25 protein-coding genes are annotated in these 16887 nt (G+C 31.7%); 19 read left to right on the top strand and 6 right to left on the bottom strand.

Annotated features, from left to right (window positions below; all coding sequences use genetic code 11):
* Positions 1-189: 189 nt before the first annotated feature.
* Positions 190-1044, top strand: a complete 855-nt coding sequence (gene speB, locus METVU_RS01190) for an agmatinase (RefSeq protein WP_012819651.1) — start codon at positions 190-192, stop codon at positions 1042-1044.
* An 82-nt stretch (positions 1045-1126) separates the two neighbouring features.
* Here the strand turns inward: speB and purQ are convergent, their stop codons facing one another.
* The 3 genes from purQ to METVU_RS01175 form a co-directional block, all read right to left on the bottom strand.
* Positions 1127-1810, bottom strand: coding sequence for a phosphoribosylformylglycinamidine synthase I (gene purQ / locus METVU_RS01185; RefSeq protein WP_012819650.1), 684 nt, complete (start codon positions 1808-1810; stop codon positions 1127-1129).
* A 15-nt stretch (positions 1811-1825) separates the two neighbouring features.
* Positions 1826-2119: a DNA-binding protein HmvA gene (gene hmvA, locus METVU_RS01180; RefSeq protein WP_012819649.1), complete on the bottom strand. Its 294-nt coding sequence runs from the start codon at positions 2117-2119 to the stop codon at positions 1826-1828.
* A 74-nt stretch (positions 2120-2193) separates the two neighbouring features.
* Complete coding sequence (locus tag METVU_RS01175) at positions 2194-2817, bottom strand: orotate phosphoribosyltransferase-like protein (RefSeq protein WP_012819648.1); 624 nt, start codon at positions 2815-2817, stop codon at positions 2194-2196.
* 222 nt (positions 2818-3039) lie between these two features.
* Between METVU_RS01175 and cobT the strand changes: the two genes are divergently transcribed.
* Positions 3040-4104, top strand: a complete 1065-nt coding sequence (gene cobT / locus METVU_RS01170) for a nicotinate mononucleotide-dependent phosphoribosyltransferase CobT (protein WP_012819647.1) — start codon at positions 3040-3042, stop codon at positions 4102-4104.
* Positions 4105-4810: 706 nt separating this feature from the next.
* Here cobT and METVU_RS01165 read toward each other — a convergent pair.
* The 3 genes from METVU_RS01165 to purT form a co-directional block, all read right to left on the bottom strand.
* The gene (locus METVU_RS01165) at positions 4811-5596 is read right to left on the bottom strand and encodes an RlmF-related methyltransferase (RefSeq protein WP_012819646.1); all 786 of its coding nucleotides are present in this window, start codon (positions 5594-5596) and stop codon (positions 4811-4813) included.
* 33 nt (positions 5597-5629) lie between these two features.
* Positions 5630-6916 carry an MBL fold metallo-hydrolase gene (locus tag METVU_RS01160; RefSeq protein ID WP_012819645.1) on the bottom strand — a complete coding sequence of 429 codons (1287 nt, stop codon included), beginning with the start codon at positions 6914-6916 and terminating at the stop codon, positions 5630-5632.
* Between the two features lie 249 nt (positions 6917-7165).
* Positions 7166-8335 (bottom strand): phosphoribosylglycinamide formyltransferase 2, encoded by a 1170-nt coding sequence (purT, locus tag METVU_RS01155; RefSeq protein ID WP_012819644.1) that lies wholly within the window; start codon positions 8333-8335, stop codon positions 7166-7168.
* Between the two features lie 211 nt (positions 8336-8546).
* On the opposite strand from purT, the gene METVU_RS01150 reads away from it, so the two are divergent.
* The 17 genes from METVU_RS01150 (at position 8547) to METVU_RS01070 (ending at position 16824) form a co-directional block, all read left to right on the top strand.
* Positions 8547-8831 (top strand): hypothetical protein, encoded by a 285-nt coding sequence (locus METVU_RS01150; RefSeq protein WP_012819643.1) that lies wholly within the window; start codon positions 8547-8549, stop codon positions 8829-8831.
* Positions 8800-9543, top strand: a complete 744-nt coding sequence (locus METVU_RS01145; RefSeq protein ID WP_012819642.1) for a glycosyltransferase family 2 protein — start codon at positions 8800-8802, stop codon at positions 9541-9543. The genes METVU_RS01150 and METVU_RS01145 overlap by 32 nt, the downstream gene beginning before the upstream one ends.
* Positions 9544-9718: 175 nt before the next feature.
* On the top strand, positions 9719-10354 hold the full coding sequence (gene mfnE / locus METVU_RS01140) for a [5-(aminomethyl)furan-3-yl]methyl phosphate kinase (RefSeq protein WP_012819641.1): 636 nt from the start codon (positions 9719-9721) through the stop codon (positions 10352-10354).
* A gap of 149 nt (positions 10355-10503) precedes the next feature.
* The gene (locus tag METVU_RS01135) at positions 10504-10668 is read left to right on the top strand and encodes a zinc finger domain-containing protein (RefSeq protein WP_012819640.1); all 165 of its coding nucleotides are present in this window, start codon (positions 10504-10506) and stop codon (positions 10666-10668) included.
* A 20-nt stretch (positions 10669-10688) separates the two neighbouring features.
* The gene (locus tag METVU_RS01130; protein WP_012819639.1) at positions 10689-10958 is read left to right on the top strand and encodes an elongation factor 1-beta; all 270 of its coding nucleotides are present in this window, start codon (positions 10689-10691) and stop codon (positions 10956-10958) included.
* 279 nt (positions 10959-11237) lie between these two features.
* A complete protein-coding gene (gene rplV / locus METVU_RS01125) occupies positions 11238-11699 on the top strand; it encodes a 50S ribosomal protein L22 (protein WP_012819638.1) in 462 nt (153 codons plus the stop codon).
* 87 nt (positions 11700-11786) lie between these two features.
* Positions 11787-12407 carry a 30S ribosomal protein S3 gene (locus METVU_RS01120; RefSeq protein ID WP_012819637.1) on the top strand — a complete coding sequence of 207 codons (621 nt, stop codon included), beginning with the start codon at positions 11787-11789 and terminating at the stop codon, positions 12405-12407.
* Between the two features lie 51 nt (positions 12408-12458).
* Positions 12459-12668 (top strand): 50S ribosomal protein L29, encoded by a 210-nt coding sequence (gene rpmC / locus METVU_RS01115; protein WP_012819636.1) that lies wholly within the window; start codon positions 12459-12461, stop codon positions 12666-12668.
* A gap of 73 nt (positions 12669-12741) precedes the next feature.
* A complete protein-coding gene (gene yciH, locus METVU_RS01110; protein ID WP_012819635.1) occupies positions 12742-13050 on the top strand; it encodes a stress response translation initiation inhibitor YciH in 309 nt (102 codons plus the stop codon).
* A gap of 143 nt (positions 13051-13193) precedes the next feature.
* Positions 13194-13484: a ribonuclease P protein component 1 gene (rnp1, locus tag METVU_RS01105; protein ID WP_012819634.1), complete on the top strand. Its 291-nt coding sequence runs from the start codon at positions 13194-13196 to the stop codon at positions 13482-13484.
* A 144-nt stretch (positions 13485-13628) separates the two neighbouring features.
* Positions 13629-13982, top strand: coding sequence for a 30S ribosomal protein S17 (locus tag METVU_RS01100; RefSeq protein WP_012819633.1), 354 nt, complete (start codon positions 13629-13631; stop codon positions 13980-13982).
* Positions 13983-14011: 29 nt separating this feature from the next.
* Positions 14012-14410 carry a 50S ribosomal protein L14 gene (locus tag METVU_RS01095; protein ID WP_012819632.1) on the top strand — a complete coding sequence of 133 codons (399 nt, stop codon included), beginning with the start codon at positions 14012-14014 and terminating at the stop codon, positions 14408-14410.
* A 54-nt stretch (positions 14411-14464) separates the two neighbouring features.
* Positions 14465-14827, top strand: coding sequence for a 50S ribosomal protein L24 (rplX, locus tag METVU_RS01090; RefSeq protein ID WP_012819631.1), 363 nt, complete (start codon positions 14465-14467; stop codon positions 14825-14827).
* A gap of 9 nt (positions 14828-14836) precedes the next feature.
* The gene (locus METVU_RS01085; RefSeq protein WP_012819630.1) at positions 14837-15571 is read left to right on the top strand and encodes a 30S ribosomal protein S4e; all 735 of its coding nucleotides are present in this window, start codon (positions 14837-14839) and stop codon (positions 15569-15571) included.
* Positions 15572-15601: 30 nt separating this feature from the next.
* Positions 15602-16174 carry a 50S ribosomal protein L5 gene (locus METVU_RS01080; protein WP_012819629.1) on the top strand — a complete coding sequence of 191 codons (573 nt, stop codon included), beginning with the start codon at positions 15602-15604 and terminating at the stop codon, positions 16172-16174.
* A 13-nt stretch (positions 16175-16187) separates the two neighbouring features.
* Complete coding sequence (locus METVU_RS01075) at positions 16188-16349, top strand: 30S ribosomal protein S14 (RefSeq protein WP_010869970.1); 162 nt, start codon at positions 16188-16190, stop codon at positions 16347-16349.
* Positions 16350-16431: 82 nt separating this feature from the next.
* Complete coding sequence (locus tag METVU_RS01070) at positions 16432-16824, top strand: 30S ribosomal protein S8 (protein ID WP_012819628.1); 393 nt, start codon at positions 16432-16434, stop codon at positions 16822-16824.
* Positions 16825-16887 lie beyond the last annotated feature (63 nt).

Genomic DNA, 16887 nt, shown 5'->3' with positions numbered 1-16887 from the left:
AATTTTTAATAATCCCTAATCTTATATTACCATCTTAATATAACCTTTTATAATTTCTTTTATCCTTTTTCCTGTTATCGGTTAGCGAAAAAATTTTATAGTTTAACAATAACTCCATTTTAAATTAATTTTAATTTAAAATTAGATTTTATTACAAGAACGTTATTTATTATAAAACGAGGTGAGGAGATGAAAGAACACTTCATAGATTTATCAAAATTTATAATGGCGGATAGTTCTTACGAAGAAGCGGATGGTGTTGTGATCTCAATCCCATACGATGGAACCACATCTTTCAAACCCGGAACGAGAGAAGGAGGATCTGCAATAAGATCAGCTTCATGGGGATTAGAAACATACAGTCCAGTGTTGGATAGAGATCTTATGGATGTAAAATACTGTGATTTGAAAGACCTTGATCTGTATGGAAGCCAGAAAGAGATGTTTGGGACAATACACTCAATCGTAAAAAAGATATTAGAGGATGAGAAGAAGGTAATAACCTTTGGAGGAGAACATTCTATATCTTTTCCAATTGTTAAGGCAGTAAAGGATGTTTTTGGAGAAGTTGCAGTTATCCAGTTTGATGCCCACTGTGATCTAAGAGATGAATACTTAGGAAATAACCTATCTCACGCGTGTGTTATGAGAAGGATAAGGGAAACAACTCCATGGACATTCCAGTTTGGAATTAGGAGTGGAGATAGGGAAGAATGGAAATTTGCAAAAGAAAACAACCTCTATTTAAAAGCAGATCTAATGAATGAAGATGATATAAATTACATCTTAGATTTAGACATTCCAATATATATAACATTGGATATTGATGTTTTAGATCCTGCCTACGCTCCGGGAACTGGAACCCCTGAACCCTGTGGATTTACAAGTAGAGAACTTTTTAACTCTCTTTATCTCCTAAAAAATGCTAAAAATAAAATAGTTGGATTTGATATTGTTGAGGTCTCTCCAATATACGATATGGCAAACATAACAGCAATAACCGCAGCTAAAATTGCAAGAGAACTTCTTTTGATGATATTATAAACAATAAAATAAAAATTAAAAATTATTAATGATTTAATTAAGGTTTTAATAAACTTTTTAGATTTTAAAAATTTTTAAAAATTTAAAGAGTTCCTAACATTCCCTTGAACATTCTCAATCCATCATCAGATCCAAGGATTTTCTCGCTTGCTCTTTCTGGATGAGGCATTAATAAAACGCAGTTTTGATTTTCATTGCAAACTCCAGCTATATTATCAACAGATCCATTTGGATTCGCTTCTTCTGTTATCTCTCCGTTCTCATCGCAGTATTTGAAAACAATCATGTTATTTTTATACATATAATCTAACGTCTCATCATCCGCATAAAATCTGCCTTCTGCATGGGCTATTGGAATTCTTATAACTTCTCCTTTTTTATAATATTTTGTAAATGGAGTTTTATTATTCTCTACTCTAATATACACCCATTTACATATAAATCTTGCATTAATGTTATTGGTTAACGTTCCCTTTGAGAATCCTGCTTCTAAACCTATCTGAGCTCCATTACATATTCCCAAAACTGGCTTTCCATCTTCAACCATCTTTTTTAATCCCTCAATAATTGGAGTTCTTGCACTTATAGCTCCCGCTCTTAAATAATCTCCATAAGAAAATCCTCCTGGGATAACTGCTCCACAATAGTTATCTAAATCCCTCTGGGTAAAAAAAACCAGTTCTGGATTACCCCCTGCTAATTTTATAGCATGACAAACATCTAAATCACAGTTAGTTCCTAAAAATTTTGCTACTGCAATTTTCATCTTTTTCCCTCCATTTTATTTCAATTCGGAGGTTATTACATTCAACATTTCTTTAATCAAGATGGGCATTTTATCTGTTCTCTCGCTTAATTCCATTATTCTCCTTTTTAATCTTTCATCATCACAGTTTTTAATATCTCTTGCTTTTATTGTTTTTCTTCCCTCTTTTCTTGCATTTTGCTCTGCAACTTCCGTGGTTATCTTTATAATCTCCTCAAGCATATTGCAAAGTTCATCCACGGCCTCTGATGATATGTTAAAATCAGTATGCTCTTTCATAATTCTTTTAATTGTTGCTTTTGGTAGCATAAATTTTACCTCCTTGTTTATTATTGAATTAGGCAAAATTTTTTAATTAGTTATAAAAAAGATTAATCCAATGTTTAGTGCTGTTCAACATTTACAGCCCCTATTCTAATTAATGGAATAAGAGGCACGTCTTCAATCTCATCTAATCCACTTTTATCTATTAACACTACAACTAATTTAGGACTACATACTTCTTTTAGTTGTTTTAAGCATTCTTTTAATGTACTTCCGCTTGTTACAACGTCATCTATAATAACAGCCCTTTTATAATGGACAGGTGAGAAATTATGCGATATTGAACCAGTTATTTTCTTTCCTTCTTCGGAAATGTGTTTTTTTGGAATGTATATGGTTAATTCTTTTCCAAGTTCTGAGGCAACAAGAGTGGCAATTGGAACTCCACTGGTTGAGATTCCAACAACGGTATCAAATTCAATATTTCTATTTTTTAATATATCAACGATGATAGAACTTATGCTTTTTAATCGATTTGCTGAACTTCCGATATTTCTCCAATCGATAAATATATCTATATTTCCAAGTTTTGTTATTTTTTCTTCTTCCTTCAATAATTTTTCTGCATTTAAAGCCAAATATCTTGCAGTTTCCATGGAAACATTTAATTCTTCGGCAATCTCACCAATAGTGAGTCCGTTATTCTTTAATTCTATAACCTTTCTAATCAGATCTTTATTCATAACAACTCCCTCAGTAGATCCTTATATCAACTATTTAAGATATTAAATATTAAATAAGTAGAGTGTTAAACATAATAGATTTAACTCTCATGATACTTAAAAATAAACCTGACATTATATATAACTTTTTCATGCTTTTTCTATTCAAACACTTAATAACTATTCACAACCTACTATAAAAAACTACTATAAAAAAGTTGAAATATAAAAGGAGGATTTACTATGTCTCTAATTACAATCAATGAAAACGGGTTCTTAGACGAAATTAAAAAAATTAATAAAAAAAATGTTCTGTTTACTTGTGTCATATCATCAATAGAGACAACCCTCTCAATCCCAATATCCGGAGTTCACAGAGATGTTATAAAATACACCCCCGCCTCAGATGTGGAACTTGTTTTTTTAGGAAGATCTCTAACTTTAAAAACTCCTCCAATCGACGCTACAGGTTCCCCAACCCCTGCAACGATAACAAGAGCATGCATTGAACTGAAAAATATAAAAAATATTCACATAGATGCAGGAGCATTTGTTAAACCAAAAATTCCATTTTTAGAGATTGATAAAGAGCCGACTGGGAAAATAGAGGAAGGAAAAGCAATGAATAACTCAAAATCACTATTTAAAATGTCCTATTTGCTTGGAAAAAATCTAAACTCAGAACTTTTGATTATTGGAGAAAGCGTTCCCGGAGGAACAACAACTGCATTAGGGGTTTTACTTGGCTTGGGATACGATGCTGAAGGAAAAGTTAGCTCCGGTTCAGTAAATAACCCTCATGAATTAAAAATAAAAATCGTTAAAGAAGGATTGAAAAAGGCAAAAATAAATGAAAAATCATCTGTCTTTGATATTTTAAATGCTGTTGGAGATAAAATGATGCCAGTTGTCGCTGGTTTAGCCCTAAGTTTTGCTGAGAGAAATAAACCCGTGATTTTAGCAGGAGGAACTCAAATGAGTGCCGTTTTAGCAGTTATAAAGGAAATAAATAAAGATGTCTTAAAAAATAATTTAATTGCAATAGGAACAACAGAATTTGTGTTAAACGATAAAAAAGGAGATTTAAAAGGAATAGTCGAACAGATCGGAAATGTTCCATTATTTGCATCAAAACTCTATTTCGAAAATGCAAAAATTAAAGGTCTAAAAAACTATTGCAGAGGTTCCGTAAAAGAAGGTGTCGGAGCAGGGGGAATATCAGTTTACAGCATCGCTACAGGATTGCCCCCCATGAGTATCAGAGAATTTATAGAAAATAACTTTTTTAAATGGTATTCTAAACCATGACTACTCTATTGCAACCTTTTTGGTAGAAAACCTTTGAAGTATAAATCAATTAATATATTTTATTTAATTAAGATTTTTTAATAAATATACCTAATATTTGAACGAGTTGTTCTATCACGATCCGTGCTGATTTTAATAAAAAAAATAAAAAAAGAGCCAAACAAAAGCCAAACCAAGTTTCCATCACGATCCGTGCTGATTTTAATTTAATTACCCAAACCAGATACCAAATTCTCCAGAACCTAAAGTTTCCATCACGATCCGTGCTGATTTTAATTTAGTAAGACACCTAAAGGAACTGGGGATTTAAGAGTTTCCATCACGATCCGTGCTGATTTTAATAGGATAATTTTTCTTATTTCATTATAATATTTTTACTAATATTTATATTTTTCTACACTATAAAATTTCTACCCATAGATAACCCCTTTTCTTTATAAACCCTATAACAAAACAATCCAAACTTTTATTTAAAAAACAACAATAAACAGAAAATAAAAACAAAAAACACACTTAATCAACCATGGATTTCTAAAAACAACTGCAATAAATTAAAAACTCTAAAAAAACTCCATAATCAAAAACATCCAAATATAAGAAACAATAAAACAAATCAACCCTCAGAAATCAACTAAAACCAATTAAAAAAACAAAAACCTCAACTAAAAACTAAAAAATCAGAAAAACAGAAACAAACAACAAGACATCAGCATCTAAACCCTTTAATTACGTATCTTAATCTATTTCCTGTTCTAATCTCATCAATCTCAACATTTAATCCAACATCCTTCATTTTTTTAATTATAAGATCTCTCCTTTTCTCTGGTTTTTTTGGTAGCATTAATGAAATAACTCCTTTTTTGTTTAGGAAATTAACACCCTCTTCGATTATTTTGAATGAAAAAGTTTCTCCAAACTTTCCCCCTCCAATTAACTCAACATTTTTAGCTAATGCCCCACCAAATTTTCTTCCACTCGCTACGGAGTTGTCTGAATAAAAAGGAGGATAAGATATGATTAAATCAAATTTTTTATCTTTAATCTCATCAATTCCACTTATAATTTTCCCTTTAGAATTTATAATCTTAATATTTAAGTTATTTCTTTTTATGTTGGATTTGGCAAGATTTATAAACTCTTCATCAACCTCAGTGGCATAAACCTCTGCATTATAAAGTTTTTTTATTAAAAGGGAGATAATCGCAGAATGTCCCGTCCCAATTTCCAAGACAAGAGGTTTTTTTATATTGAGGTTTTCTAAGGTTTTAAATGTCGATTTTATAAATAAATATCTGTTTATTGGCGTTGGAATGAGACCTTTATCGTGAAATTCAACATCTAAGTTAAATAAAACCTTTAAAATTGTCCTATTATACTCTATCAATGCCTCTTTATTTTTAAAGTCAATTCTAAGTTTATTTCCTTTTTTATACACATATTTTTTCAATCTTTCGTTATGTTTAACTGCTTCTTCGATTTTTAGTCCAATCATGGATTTTTACCACCCTATTTTTATATCATCAATTTATATTCTTATCTTGTCTCCCAATTTTGGAGTTATTGCATCAAATCCATGTTCTAATGCCCAATTTCTCAAGATTGTTGCTTGAACTTCCTCTCCATGCTGTATTATAAGTAGTTCTGGATTAACCTTTTTAATTATTTCGTGCAATTCGTCCATTCCGGCATGGCATGAGAAGTTGTATAAACAAACTTCCAAGTTTGGTTTAATTTCCTCTTTTTCTATAAATAATTTTCCTGTTTCAATTAAATGTCTTCCATTTGAATCTCTAACTTGATAACCAGTTAACAATAGTGCATTTTTTGGATCATGCATAAACAGTTTTAGGTAGTAGAGAATTGGTCCTCCATCTAACATTCCAGCAGTTGTTATAACCACCCCTCCATTTTTTGATAAATTTTCCACTGCTTTAACTCTATCCTCTGATTTTTCTATTAATTTAATTTTTTCTATGGCTTTTTCTAATTGATTAGCTTCATTTAACATATCTCTGTATTTAAGCATGAGTTTTGTAACTTCAACAGCCATCCCATCCATGTATATTGGGGCATCAATATCATAGTCATTTAGTATTAAAGCGATCTCCTGTGCTCGATCAACTGCAAACACTGGAATTAATACTACACCTCCTCTAAATAGAACTTCCTTAATTTTTTGAATAAAACTCAATTCAACTGCCTTCCTATCTGGATGAATACTGTTTCCATAAGTTGATTCTATAATTAGAACGTTTATATCATCTTTTGTATAACTTAGATCTGCTCCTTTCGTTAATCGAGTATTTCTAAGTTTTATGTCTCCTGTATAAAGAATATTTTTTCCGTTTTCGTAATTTAAGAGTATGGAAGCACTTCCGGGAATATGTCCTGCACTAAACAACTCGTATGAGAAATCTTTGTAATATTTTTTTTCTTTATAACCTAAAGGGATTGTGTATCTCATTGTTTCTTTTATATCGTGATAATTGTAAGGAATTTTTCTGTTTTCGGTCTCAGATATTCTTATCATGTCTTTTAATAAAACTTTAACTAATTTTTTAGTTAATTCAGTGGTAATTATCGGCACATCTATTCTCTTACTAAAAAGTATTGGTAATGATCCAGAATGATCCAAGTGAGCATGTGAAACAAAAACCTTGTCTATATCTTTTATGGAATTGTCTAATAGAGGATATTCTATGTCTTTTCCAAGTTTAACTCCACAATCTAATAATATTTTGCTTTTATCAGTTTTTACTTCAATACAACTCCTTCCAACTTCTAATGCTGCCCCTCTAAAAATTATCTCCATAATTTCACCAAAAAATTTTATTCAAAAGTATTTTTGTAAGTCGTGATATTTATAATTAAACAGTTAAAAATGTAATCAATAATGTTGAAATATTTAGTGTTAAAAATAAATAGGAAATACATATAAAACCAGAACAGAACTAATAAAAAATAATTAACGTTAAAAATAGATGTGTATGGTGTAAAATCGCAGAGCCCATATATTCCATATTCATACTACCAAATTAATATATCTTATTAGTTATATTTTTTAATATATTTTAACAGAATGAGCACATTTTTCTGCAAGTTCTCTCGCTTTTTTAATGGATTCAGCATAAGACAAAGCAACTCCCATCCTTCTTCCAACTTTTGCATTTGGCTTTCCAAATAATCTCAATTTAGAGTTTGGCACTTTAACTGCTTCTTTTATGTCATATTTTGGAGCATATTTGTTTATCTCTGCCTTAATAACATGGCTGGCTCCACATCTGAGCAGTTTAGTGGAAACATCAAAACCGAGTATTGCTCTAACGTGTATCTCAAACTCGCTCATATCTTGTGTTATCATCGTAACCATTCCAGTATCGTGAGGTCTTGGAGAAACTTCGCTAAATATTACCTCATCTCCTTTAACAAACAACTCTACACCGAAGATTCCATAACCTCCCAACGCATCAGTTATCTCTTTTGATATTTCTTTTGCTTGCTCTTTCAAACTTTGGGACATATCTTGTGGTTGCCAACTCTCGTGATAGTCCCCATCAATCTGAATATGACCAATTGGTTCACAAAATTTGGTTCCATTGGCAGTTCTTGCAGTTAATAATGTTATTTCATAATCAAAATTTATAAATTCTTCAACTATAACCCTATTTCCAATCCCTCTCGCTCCTTCTCTTGCAATATTCCAAGCTTTTTCTATATCATCTTCTTTTTTAATTATACTCTGCCCCTTTCCAGAAGATGACATTATTGGCTTAACTACACATGGAATTCCTACTTTTGCAACCGCCTCTTTTAACTCTTCCAGCGAGTTGGCAAATGCATATCTTGCAGTTTTTAACTTCAATTTTTCAGCAGCTAATCGTCTTATTAATTCCCTATTCATAGTTATTTTTGTTGCATTGGCAGTGGGAACAACGTTATACCCCATTTTTTCAGCATCTATTAAAGCATCAGTGTTTATTGCTTCAATTTCAGGAACTATATAATTTGGCTCCTCTCTCTTAATAATCGCCATCAATGCATCATAGTCCTTCATATCAATAACATAACTTCTATGGGCAACCTGCATGGCGGGGGCATTTTGATACCTATCTACTGCGATACATTCTATTCCTAATCTTTGAGCTTCTATAATAACCTCTTTTCCGAGTTCTCCACTCCCAAGTAGTAAAAACTTTACACTATCCTTTAAAAGAGGAGTACCTATCTCCATACATCTCACCAAAAAGAGTTTTAATTTCTGCACATATTTATGCATTTTCGTTTAGTTCTGTTAAATTTTCAATGGATCCAAAACCTTAAAATACTTTGATTTAATTAAAGAAATGTAATGAAAATTAAAGAAGTTAAATTAAAATAATATTGAAGAACAGAAAGTAATAGTTATATGGAGAGTAGATGAAGCAAATTCCGACGGTGAAACCATGAATTTTTATGTTTGGTTGTTTGCAATTGTTGCATTAGGATTTTCTGCTCTTGTTGGTTTAAGATTATCATTCAAAAAAGGAACTGCAAATGTTTTAGTAGGGGAATCGATAATTACCGTAGTTGCAGGAACACTGATCGTGGTTATCTCTCAAAAATACAATATTGCATTTGCTAATACAATAGCTCTGGCAATGTTTATATGTGGAATAGTAGGAGCATTTGCTTTCTGTAAGGTGATAGGTGGAGACAATGAGAAGTCAAAGGCAAAACAGCCGAATTAAATTAGATAAATCAAATAAATTAAACAAGGAAGATATTTTTATAGTGATACCTGCATTTAACGAAGAGAAGATGATTGGAGAAACTTTAAAAAATTTAAAAAGAGAAGGTTATAAAAACATTATTGTTGTAGATGATGGCTCTTCTGACAGGACATATGAGATCGCTAAAAAAGAGAATGTAATTGTTTGTAGGCATATATTAAATAGAGGGTTAGGGGGAGCTTTGGGAACGGGGATTAAATGTGCTTTAATTTATAATCCCAAAGTTATAGTAACCTTCGATGCTGACGGACAACATCATCCAAGGGATGTAGAAAAAGTTGCAAAACCAATAATTGAGCAAAATTTTGACTTTGTTATTGGAAGTAGAATGATGGATAAAAAAGAATTAAAGAATATGCCATTGGTTAAAAGAGTTGGAAATTTTGGCTTAAATTTAATAACATATCTCATGGGAGGTTATTTTGTAACAGATAGTCAAAGTGGTCTTAGGGCATTTTCTTACGAATCTGCTAAAAAAGTGATAAATGCTTTAAAAAGTGATAGATATGAGGTCTCTTCCGAATTTATAATAATAGCTAAAAAACATCAATTAAAATTGAAAGAAGTCCCAATAAAAACAATATATACTGAATACTCAATGAGTAGGGGAACTAATGTAATAACTGGGTTTAAAATACTTTTTAAGTTAATAACACAAAAGATCTTCTAAAAGAAAAAAGGAAAATATGGAAATTATAAAAATTATTAAAAATTATCGTATTATCAAGTGTGTAGATTATTGGGTGTCTAATCGGCTGTTTTGAAGTTTATATTTTAAAATGTTCTATTTATTTATTCTATTTATTTTTATGAATTTCTAATCCTCATAAATCTCGGTGAAAATTATGTATTTGATAAAAATAGGAGGATCCCTAACATATCATGTAAAACCACTGCTAACTACCCTCAAAACCTATGCAAAAGAAAAAGATAAAAATATTGTAATTATTCCCGGAGGGGGAGAATTTGCTAATGTTATAAGGAAAATAGACAAAAAATTACATATATCTAACTCTCTATCTCACAAATTGGCAATAAAGTCAATGGATCTTGTTGGAGAGGTGTTTTCTGAAATTGGCGGAATAAAAAAATATGACAACCTTTTTGATTTAAAAAAAGAGATAAGAAAAGAAAACATTGCAATATTACTCCCTTCAACAATATTATTATCAACCGATATGGCAGAGCATAGTTGGTCAATAACCTCTGACTCATTAAGTTTATATATAGGAAAGTTATTAGATGTTAAGGAGATTATAATAGCCACTGATGTAGATGGCATCTACGACAAGTTCCCAGGAGGGAAACTATTAAATACAATTAATGCAAATGACATTAAAGGTTTAACATCCGTTGATGAAAAGTTTCCCATTCTTTTAAAACAGTTTAAAATGAAAGCATACGTTGTTAATGGTAAATTCCCAGAACGTGTTATTGATATTTTTGAAAGGAAAAACACCATTTGCACCAAAATAATTTAAAATAAATATCCTCCAGCAATTTATCACATCTTTATGTATAGGATATACAATATTATTATATTATGACAATACTGCTATAATAATCGAATACAGATAACAATAAAAATTAAAAACAATGAAAAATCTTAAAAAAATGAATTGGTGGGAAAATGAAGTATGTTTGCATAAGTTGCAATGCTGAAATAGCTCCAAGAGAAAAATCAACAAAATTTCCATGTCCAAACTGCGGAGAAGTAGAGATTGTAAGATGCGAAAAATGTAGAAAGTTAAATAACCCTTACAAGTGTCCAAAATGTGGATTTGAGGGACCATAATTAAAAATGAGGTGAATAAAATGGCATCAGTATTAGCAAAAATAAAAATCATGCCTACAAGTCCAGAAGTTGATAAAGAAAAACTAAAAGAAAAAGTTAAAGAGGTTTTAGAAAAAGAAAACGTTGCAGTTAGAGGGTTATTTGATGAACCATTAGCATTCGGATTGTATGCTGTTTATGCAGTTATCGAAATGGAAGAAAGAGAAGGAGGAACTGAACCAATAGAAAATGCCCTATCCGAAATTGACGAGGTTGAGAGCGTTGAAACCGTTGAAGTATCTCTGGCATAAATTGCAAACCTTCTCTTTTGAATACACACCTTTTTAACAGCGATTATAGCACAATTAATTAGTAAATTATATATAACACTTTTAAAATTTTATAATCTTACCAATTATAAATCGTTCATGAAACAGTAAAAAATTAAAAACAAAATTCAGAACCACCAACATTTAAAATTACTCTCCAAATAAACATAATAACATGTATAATAAAATGATGATTAACACAAATATATAGCATAACAAGAAAGATTTAGCAAAAACCTTCAATTTTAAAAGGTGATATAAATGGCCAAACTAAAATATAAAATTCAAACAAATCCAGAAAAAACTGCAAGAGCGATGGGTAGAAACGTTCCAATCTCAAGAAAACATGCAAGGGAAATATGTAGAGCAATAAATGGAATGAAGTTAGATGAAGCAATAAAATTCTTAGAAGATGTAATAGAAATGAAAAGACCTGTTCTATTTAAAAGACACTGTAAGAAAGTAGGACATAGAAAAGGAAAACTCGGATGGCATGCAGGAAGATACCCAATAAAAGCATCAAGAGAAATATTAAAAATATTAAACTATGCAAGAGCAAATGCTGAATATAAAGGATTAAACACTGAAAAGTTAAGAATAAAACACATATCCACAAATAAAGGTATAACAATAAAAAGATACATGCCAAGAGCATTCGGAAGAGCAACACCCAAATTCCAAGAAACTGTTCACATACAAGTTATCTTAGAAGAATTCCACTAAAATAAATAAGAACAATATAAAATAATAAAAAACAATAAAAATAATTAATAATAAAGCAAATTCAAAAATATAAAAAAGGTGGATAGCATGATCGAAAGAACCTTCGTTAAAGAACACATAAAAGAGTTTTTAATAGACGAATACTTTAAAAAAGAGTTAAGTAGAGCAGGATATAGCCACTGCTATATAAGAAAAACACCAATTGGAACTAAAATAATCATCTATGCTGAAAAACCAGGATTCGTTATCGGAAGAAGAGGAAGTAGAATTAGAGAATTAACAGAAACACTTGCGAAAGAATTTGGTGTTGAAAAACCACAAATCGATGTTAAACCAGTTGAAAACCCCGACTTAGATGCCCAAGTTGTTGCTCAAAAGGTTGCTCAGTCATTAGAAAGAGGAATGCATTTTAGAAGAGTAGGGCACACTGCTGTAAGAAGAGTAATGAACGCAGGAGCAAAAGGGGTTATTGTTATTATTTCCGGAAAGTTAACGGGAGAAAGAGCAAGAACCGAGAAATTTATGGCAGGATATATGAAACACTGTGGAGAACCAGCAGAAGAACTCGTTGATAAAGGTAGTGCAATAGCAAAAACCAAGCCGGGAGTCATTGGAGTTACAGTAAAGATCATGAGACCAGACGTCCTCTTACCAGATGAAATCATAATTAAAGATACGGAAGTTGAACACGTTGTGGAAGAAGAGTAGATCTCTCCAAAATATTTAAAACTAAAACAGTTAAAATAGCAGGTGAAAACAATGGCAATACTAAGAGCTGACGAACTTAGAGGAATGTCAATTGAAGAATTGAGAGAAAAGATGGCTGATTTAAAAAGAGAATTATTGAAAGAAAGAGCAAGTAAAGCCGTTGCAGGAGCTCCTTCCAACCCTGGAAGAGTTAGAGAAATAAAAAGAACAATAGCAAGAATATTGACAATAATGAATGAAAAGAAAAGAAACACTGCCTAAAAGAAAAATTTAAATACCTTGTCTAAATACTAAATAATTACACGAAAGGCACATAAAATACAGAGGTGCAGTAATGCCAGAAATCTGTCCAAGATGTGGATTACCAAAAGAACTATGCGTTTGTGAAGAAATTGCAAAAGAAGAACAGAAGATAAAAATATACGTTACAAAAAGAAGATTTGGTAAATTAATGACGATAGTAGAAGGATTCGACACAAGTGTTATTGATTTAAAGGAACTCGCTAAAAAATTAAAGGACATCTGTGCCTGTGGAGGAACTGTTAAAGGAGATACGATAGAACTTCAGGGAGATCACAGAAAGAGAGTTGCAGAAGAGCTTGTTAAAATGGGATTCTCGCGAGATTCTATCGAAATAAGGTAGATCAGGAATACTGGCATTTTTAAAATAAATCTCACAAAAAACAAAAAATAATAAAAATAACTTCTTATTTTAATCTTAGAAAAAGGGGACGCGGATGCCTTAAATCGGCACACCCCGTCCCCGCTTAAATCGGTTGGGGCAGTATGATAACTCCTAATAACATTCTAAGACATGAACTAATTGGTTTAGATGTAGAGATCATTGATGCTAAAAATAAATCAATGATAGGGATCAAAGGGAAAGTCATTGATGAAACGCGAAATACATTAAAAATTGAAAAAAAAGATGGAAGAGAGGTTATAATTCCAAAAGACATTGCAATATTTGTATTCCTCTTAAAAAACTGTAAAGTTAAAGTTGATGGTAGATTATTGGTTGGAAGGCCTGAAGATCGTCTAAAAAAGAAAAAGATAAAAATCCTTTATCCATATTAACCTTTAAAATCTTGTCTCTATTTTTGCCCCAACCGAAAAGACAGTCATTAATCAACAATCACTAAAACATGTAAAATATAAATACATGTTTTGCTAAATATTGAAGCCACTCTAAGACAATAAAATTAATCCGGAGGTAAAAACATGGTTGCAAAAAACATAGGAATAAAAGTTAAAACTCCAGAAGTGGAATGCAACGACAAAAACTGTCCATTTCACGGAAACTTGCCAGTAAGAGGGCAAAGTTTCGTTGGAGTAGTAGTTAGCGACAAACCACACAACACAGTCATTATAAAAAGAGAAGTTGTAAAATACCTAAAAAAATATGAAAGATACGAAAGAAGAAGTGCAAAATTAGCAGCTCATAACCCACCATGTATACACGCAAGAGTTGGAGATATTGTAAGGGTCATGGAATGTAGACCAATAAGTAAAACAAAGGCATTTGTTGTAGTTGAGAAATTAGGAAGAGCAGATGAAGTTAAAGGAGAAGAGTAAATGAAAAATAATCCAAAAGGTGAAAAACAATGAAAGCAATTAGTTCAAAACCAGTTAGGGCTTTACCTGTTGGAGCAAGATGTATCTGTGCCGATAACACAGGAGCTAAGGAAGTTGAAATCATCGCAGTAAGAAACTACAAGGGAGTTGCAAGAAGATTACCAACAGCAAGAGTTGGAGATATGGTTATAGTAACAGTTAAAAAAGGAACTCCAGAAATGAGAAAGCAAGTTCTACCAGCAGTTGTTATTAGACAGAGAAAAGAAATCAAAAGACCTGACGGAACAAGAGTTAAGTTTGCAGATAATGCAGTTGTTATAGTAACCCCAGATGGAAACCCAAAAGGTTCAGATATTAAAGGGCCAGTGGCAAAAGAAGCAGCTGAGAGATGGCCAGGTATTGCAAGAATAGCTAAAATCATCGTATAATCTTTATATAAAATATAATTACGAATTATAAGAAAAACGTTAATAGGTGAAATAATGGCCTTTACCAAGTCAAAACAACCAAGAAAGCAGAGAAAAGCGTTATTTAACGCTCCACTACATTTAAGAAAAAAAGTAATGTCAGCAATGTTATCAAAAGAGTTGAAAGAAAAGTTAGGTAAAAACGCTATTCCAGTTAGAAAGGGAGATGTTGTTAGAATAATGAGAGGAAACTTCAAAGGTTTAGAAGGGGAAGTTGTGAAAGTTGACTTAAAAAGATACAGAATCCATGTAGAAGGTGCAAATAATAAAAAACAGGACGGAAAAGAAGTCCCATACCCAATACACCCTTCAAACGTCATGATCATCAAATTATATGACAAAGATGAAAAAAGATTTAAACACATCAAAAACGAGTAAGGTGAAAGGATGGCAAAAAAAGGTCCAAAAAGACATCTAAAAAGATTAGCAGCTCCAGTTAGATGGGAATTACCAAGAAAGGTTCATAAATTTACAGTTAGACCTTTACCCGGAGCACACCCAATGAGTGAATCACTACCACTTCTAATAGTTGTAAGAGATCTGTTAAAATACGCTGATAACGGAAGAGAAGCAAAGAAAATCATTAAAATGGGAAAGGTCTTTGTTGATGGAAGAGTTAGAAAAGAAGAAAAGCTTCCAGTTGGATTGATGGACGTTGTTTCTTTACCTGAGGCAGATGAGAATTATAGAGTTTTGTTTGATAGAAAGGGAAGAGTTAAGTTAAAACCAACAGAAAATCCAGATGTAAAATTATGTAAAATTAAAAACAAAACAGTTGTTAAAGGAGGACATATCCAACTCAATTTACACGATGGGAGGAATGTTGTTATTAAAGTTTCAGATCCTACAAAGGCAGAAGAGGATGTTTATAAAACAGGAGATACCTTGCTGATTTCAATTCCAGAACAAGAAATTAAAGCACATATCCCATTTGAAGTGGGTAAATTAGCTTATATCACTGGAGGAAAACACGTCGGTGATTTTGCTAAAATCGTTGAGATTGAGAGAAGAGGAATATACCCAGATATAGTTACCTTAGAAAACATGGAAGGAGAGAAATTCAAAACAGTTAAGGACTACGTCTTCGTTGTTGGAGATGAAGAACCAATAATTAAATTATAATTAAAATCATCAAATTTATGAGGGAGAAACATGAGCTTTGAAGAAATGTGGGAGAAAAATCCAATGTTAAAGCCGAGAATTGGAAAAGTTGTTGTTAATTTTGGAGTTGGAGAAAGTGGAGATCGATTAACAAAAGGAGCCCAGGTTATTGAAGAGCTGACAGGGCAAAAGCCAATAAGAACAAGGGCTAAACAAACAAATCCATCATTTGGAATTAGAAAAAAATTACCAATAGGGTTGAAAGTTACTCTAAGAGGAAAAAAAGCAGAGGACTTTTTGAAAAAAGCATTTGAGGCATTTCAAAAAGAAGGTAAAACACTTTATGATTATTCATTTGACGACTATGGGAACTTTTCATTTGGAATCCACGAGCATATTGACTTCCCAGGACAAAAGTATGATCCTATGATCGGTATTTTTGGTATGGACGTTTGTGTTACCTTAGAAAGGCCAGGATTTAGAGTTTTCAGAAAGAAAAGATGTAGGTCAAAGATTCCAAGAAGACATCGATTAACAAGAGAAGAGGCAATTGAATTTATAGAGAAGAACTATGGAATCAAAGTTGAAAGATTACTATTAGAGGAAGAGGAAGAAACACAATAAAAAAGGTGATATGATGGCAAAAAAACCTTGGAAAAAGAAGTATGGGTATGGGATTAGGCCATGTCAGAGATGCGGACATGTTGGGCCAGGATTAATTAGAAAATATGGATTAAACTTGTGTAGACAGTGTTTTAGAGAAATAGCTCACAAGTTAGGATTTAAAAAATTGGACTAAACACTAAAAACTTTTATTCAATCTATAAACTAAACACCAATGCAAATATTAAAGTATTAAAAATTCTTAATGGAGGGAAAACATGAGTTTAATGGACCCACTGGCAAACGCGTTAAACCATATCTCTAACTGTGAGAGAGTGGGTAAGAAAGTTGTTTATATAAAACCTGCCTCTAAATTAATCGGAAGAGTTTTAAAAGTTATGCAAGATAACGGCTACATAGGAGAGTTTGAATTTATAGAAGACGGAAGAGCAGGAATTTTTAAAGTTGAATTAGTAGGAAAGATAAACAAGTGTGGAGCTATAAAACCAAGATTTCCAGTTAAAAAATTTGGTTATGAGAAGTTTGAAAAAAGATACCTACCAGCGAGAGATTTTGGTTTATTGATTGTTTCTACAACACAAGGAGTTATGAGTCATGAAGATGCAAAAAAGAAGGGATTAGGAGGAAGATTATTAGCTTACGTGTACTAATCTGGTCGATCCGACTTATTAATCCTAAACTACTTACTTAAATCCAAACATAGACAATAATAA

Source organism: Methanocaldococcus vulcanius M7 (assembly GCF_000024625.1).
In the GTDB taxonomy this organism is placed as follows: Archaea; AGJL01; Methanococci; order Methanococcales; family Methanocaldococcaceae; genus Methanocaldococcus; species Methanocaldococcus vulcanius.
The sequence above is the reverse complement of the archived record's forward strand: the minus strand, read 5'-3'. Positions and strand labels throughout refer to the sequence as shown.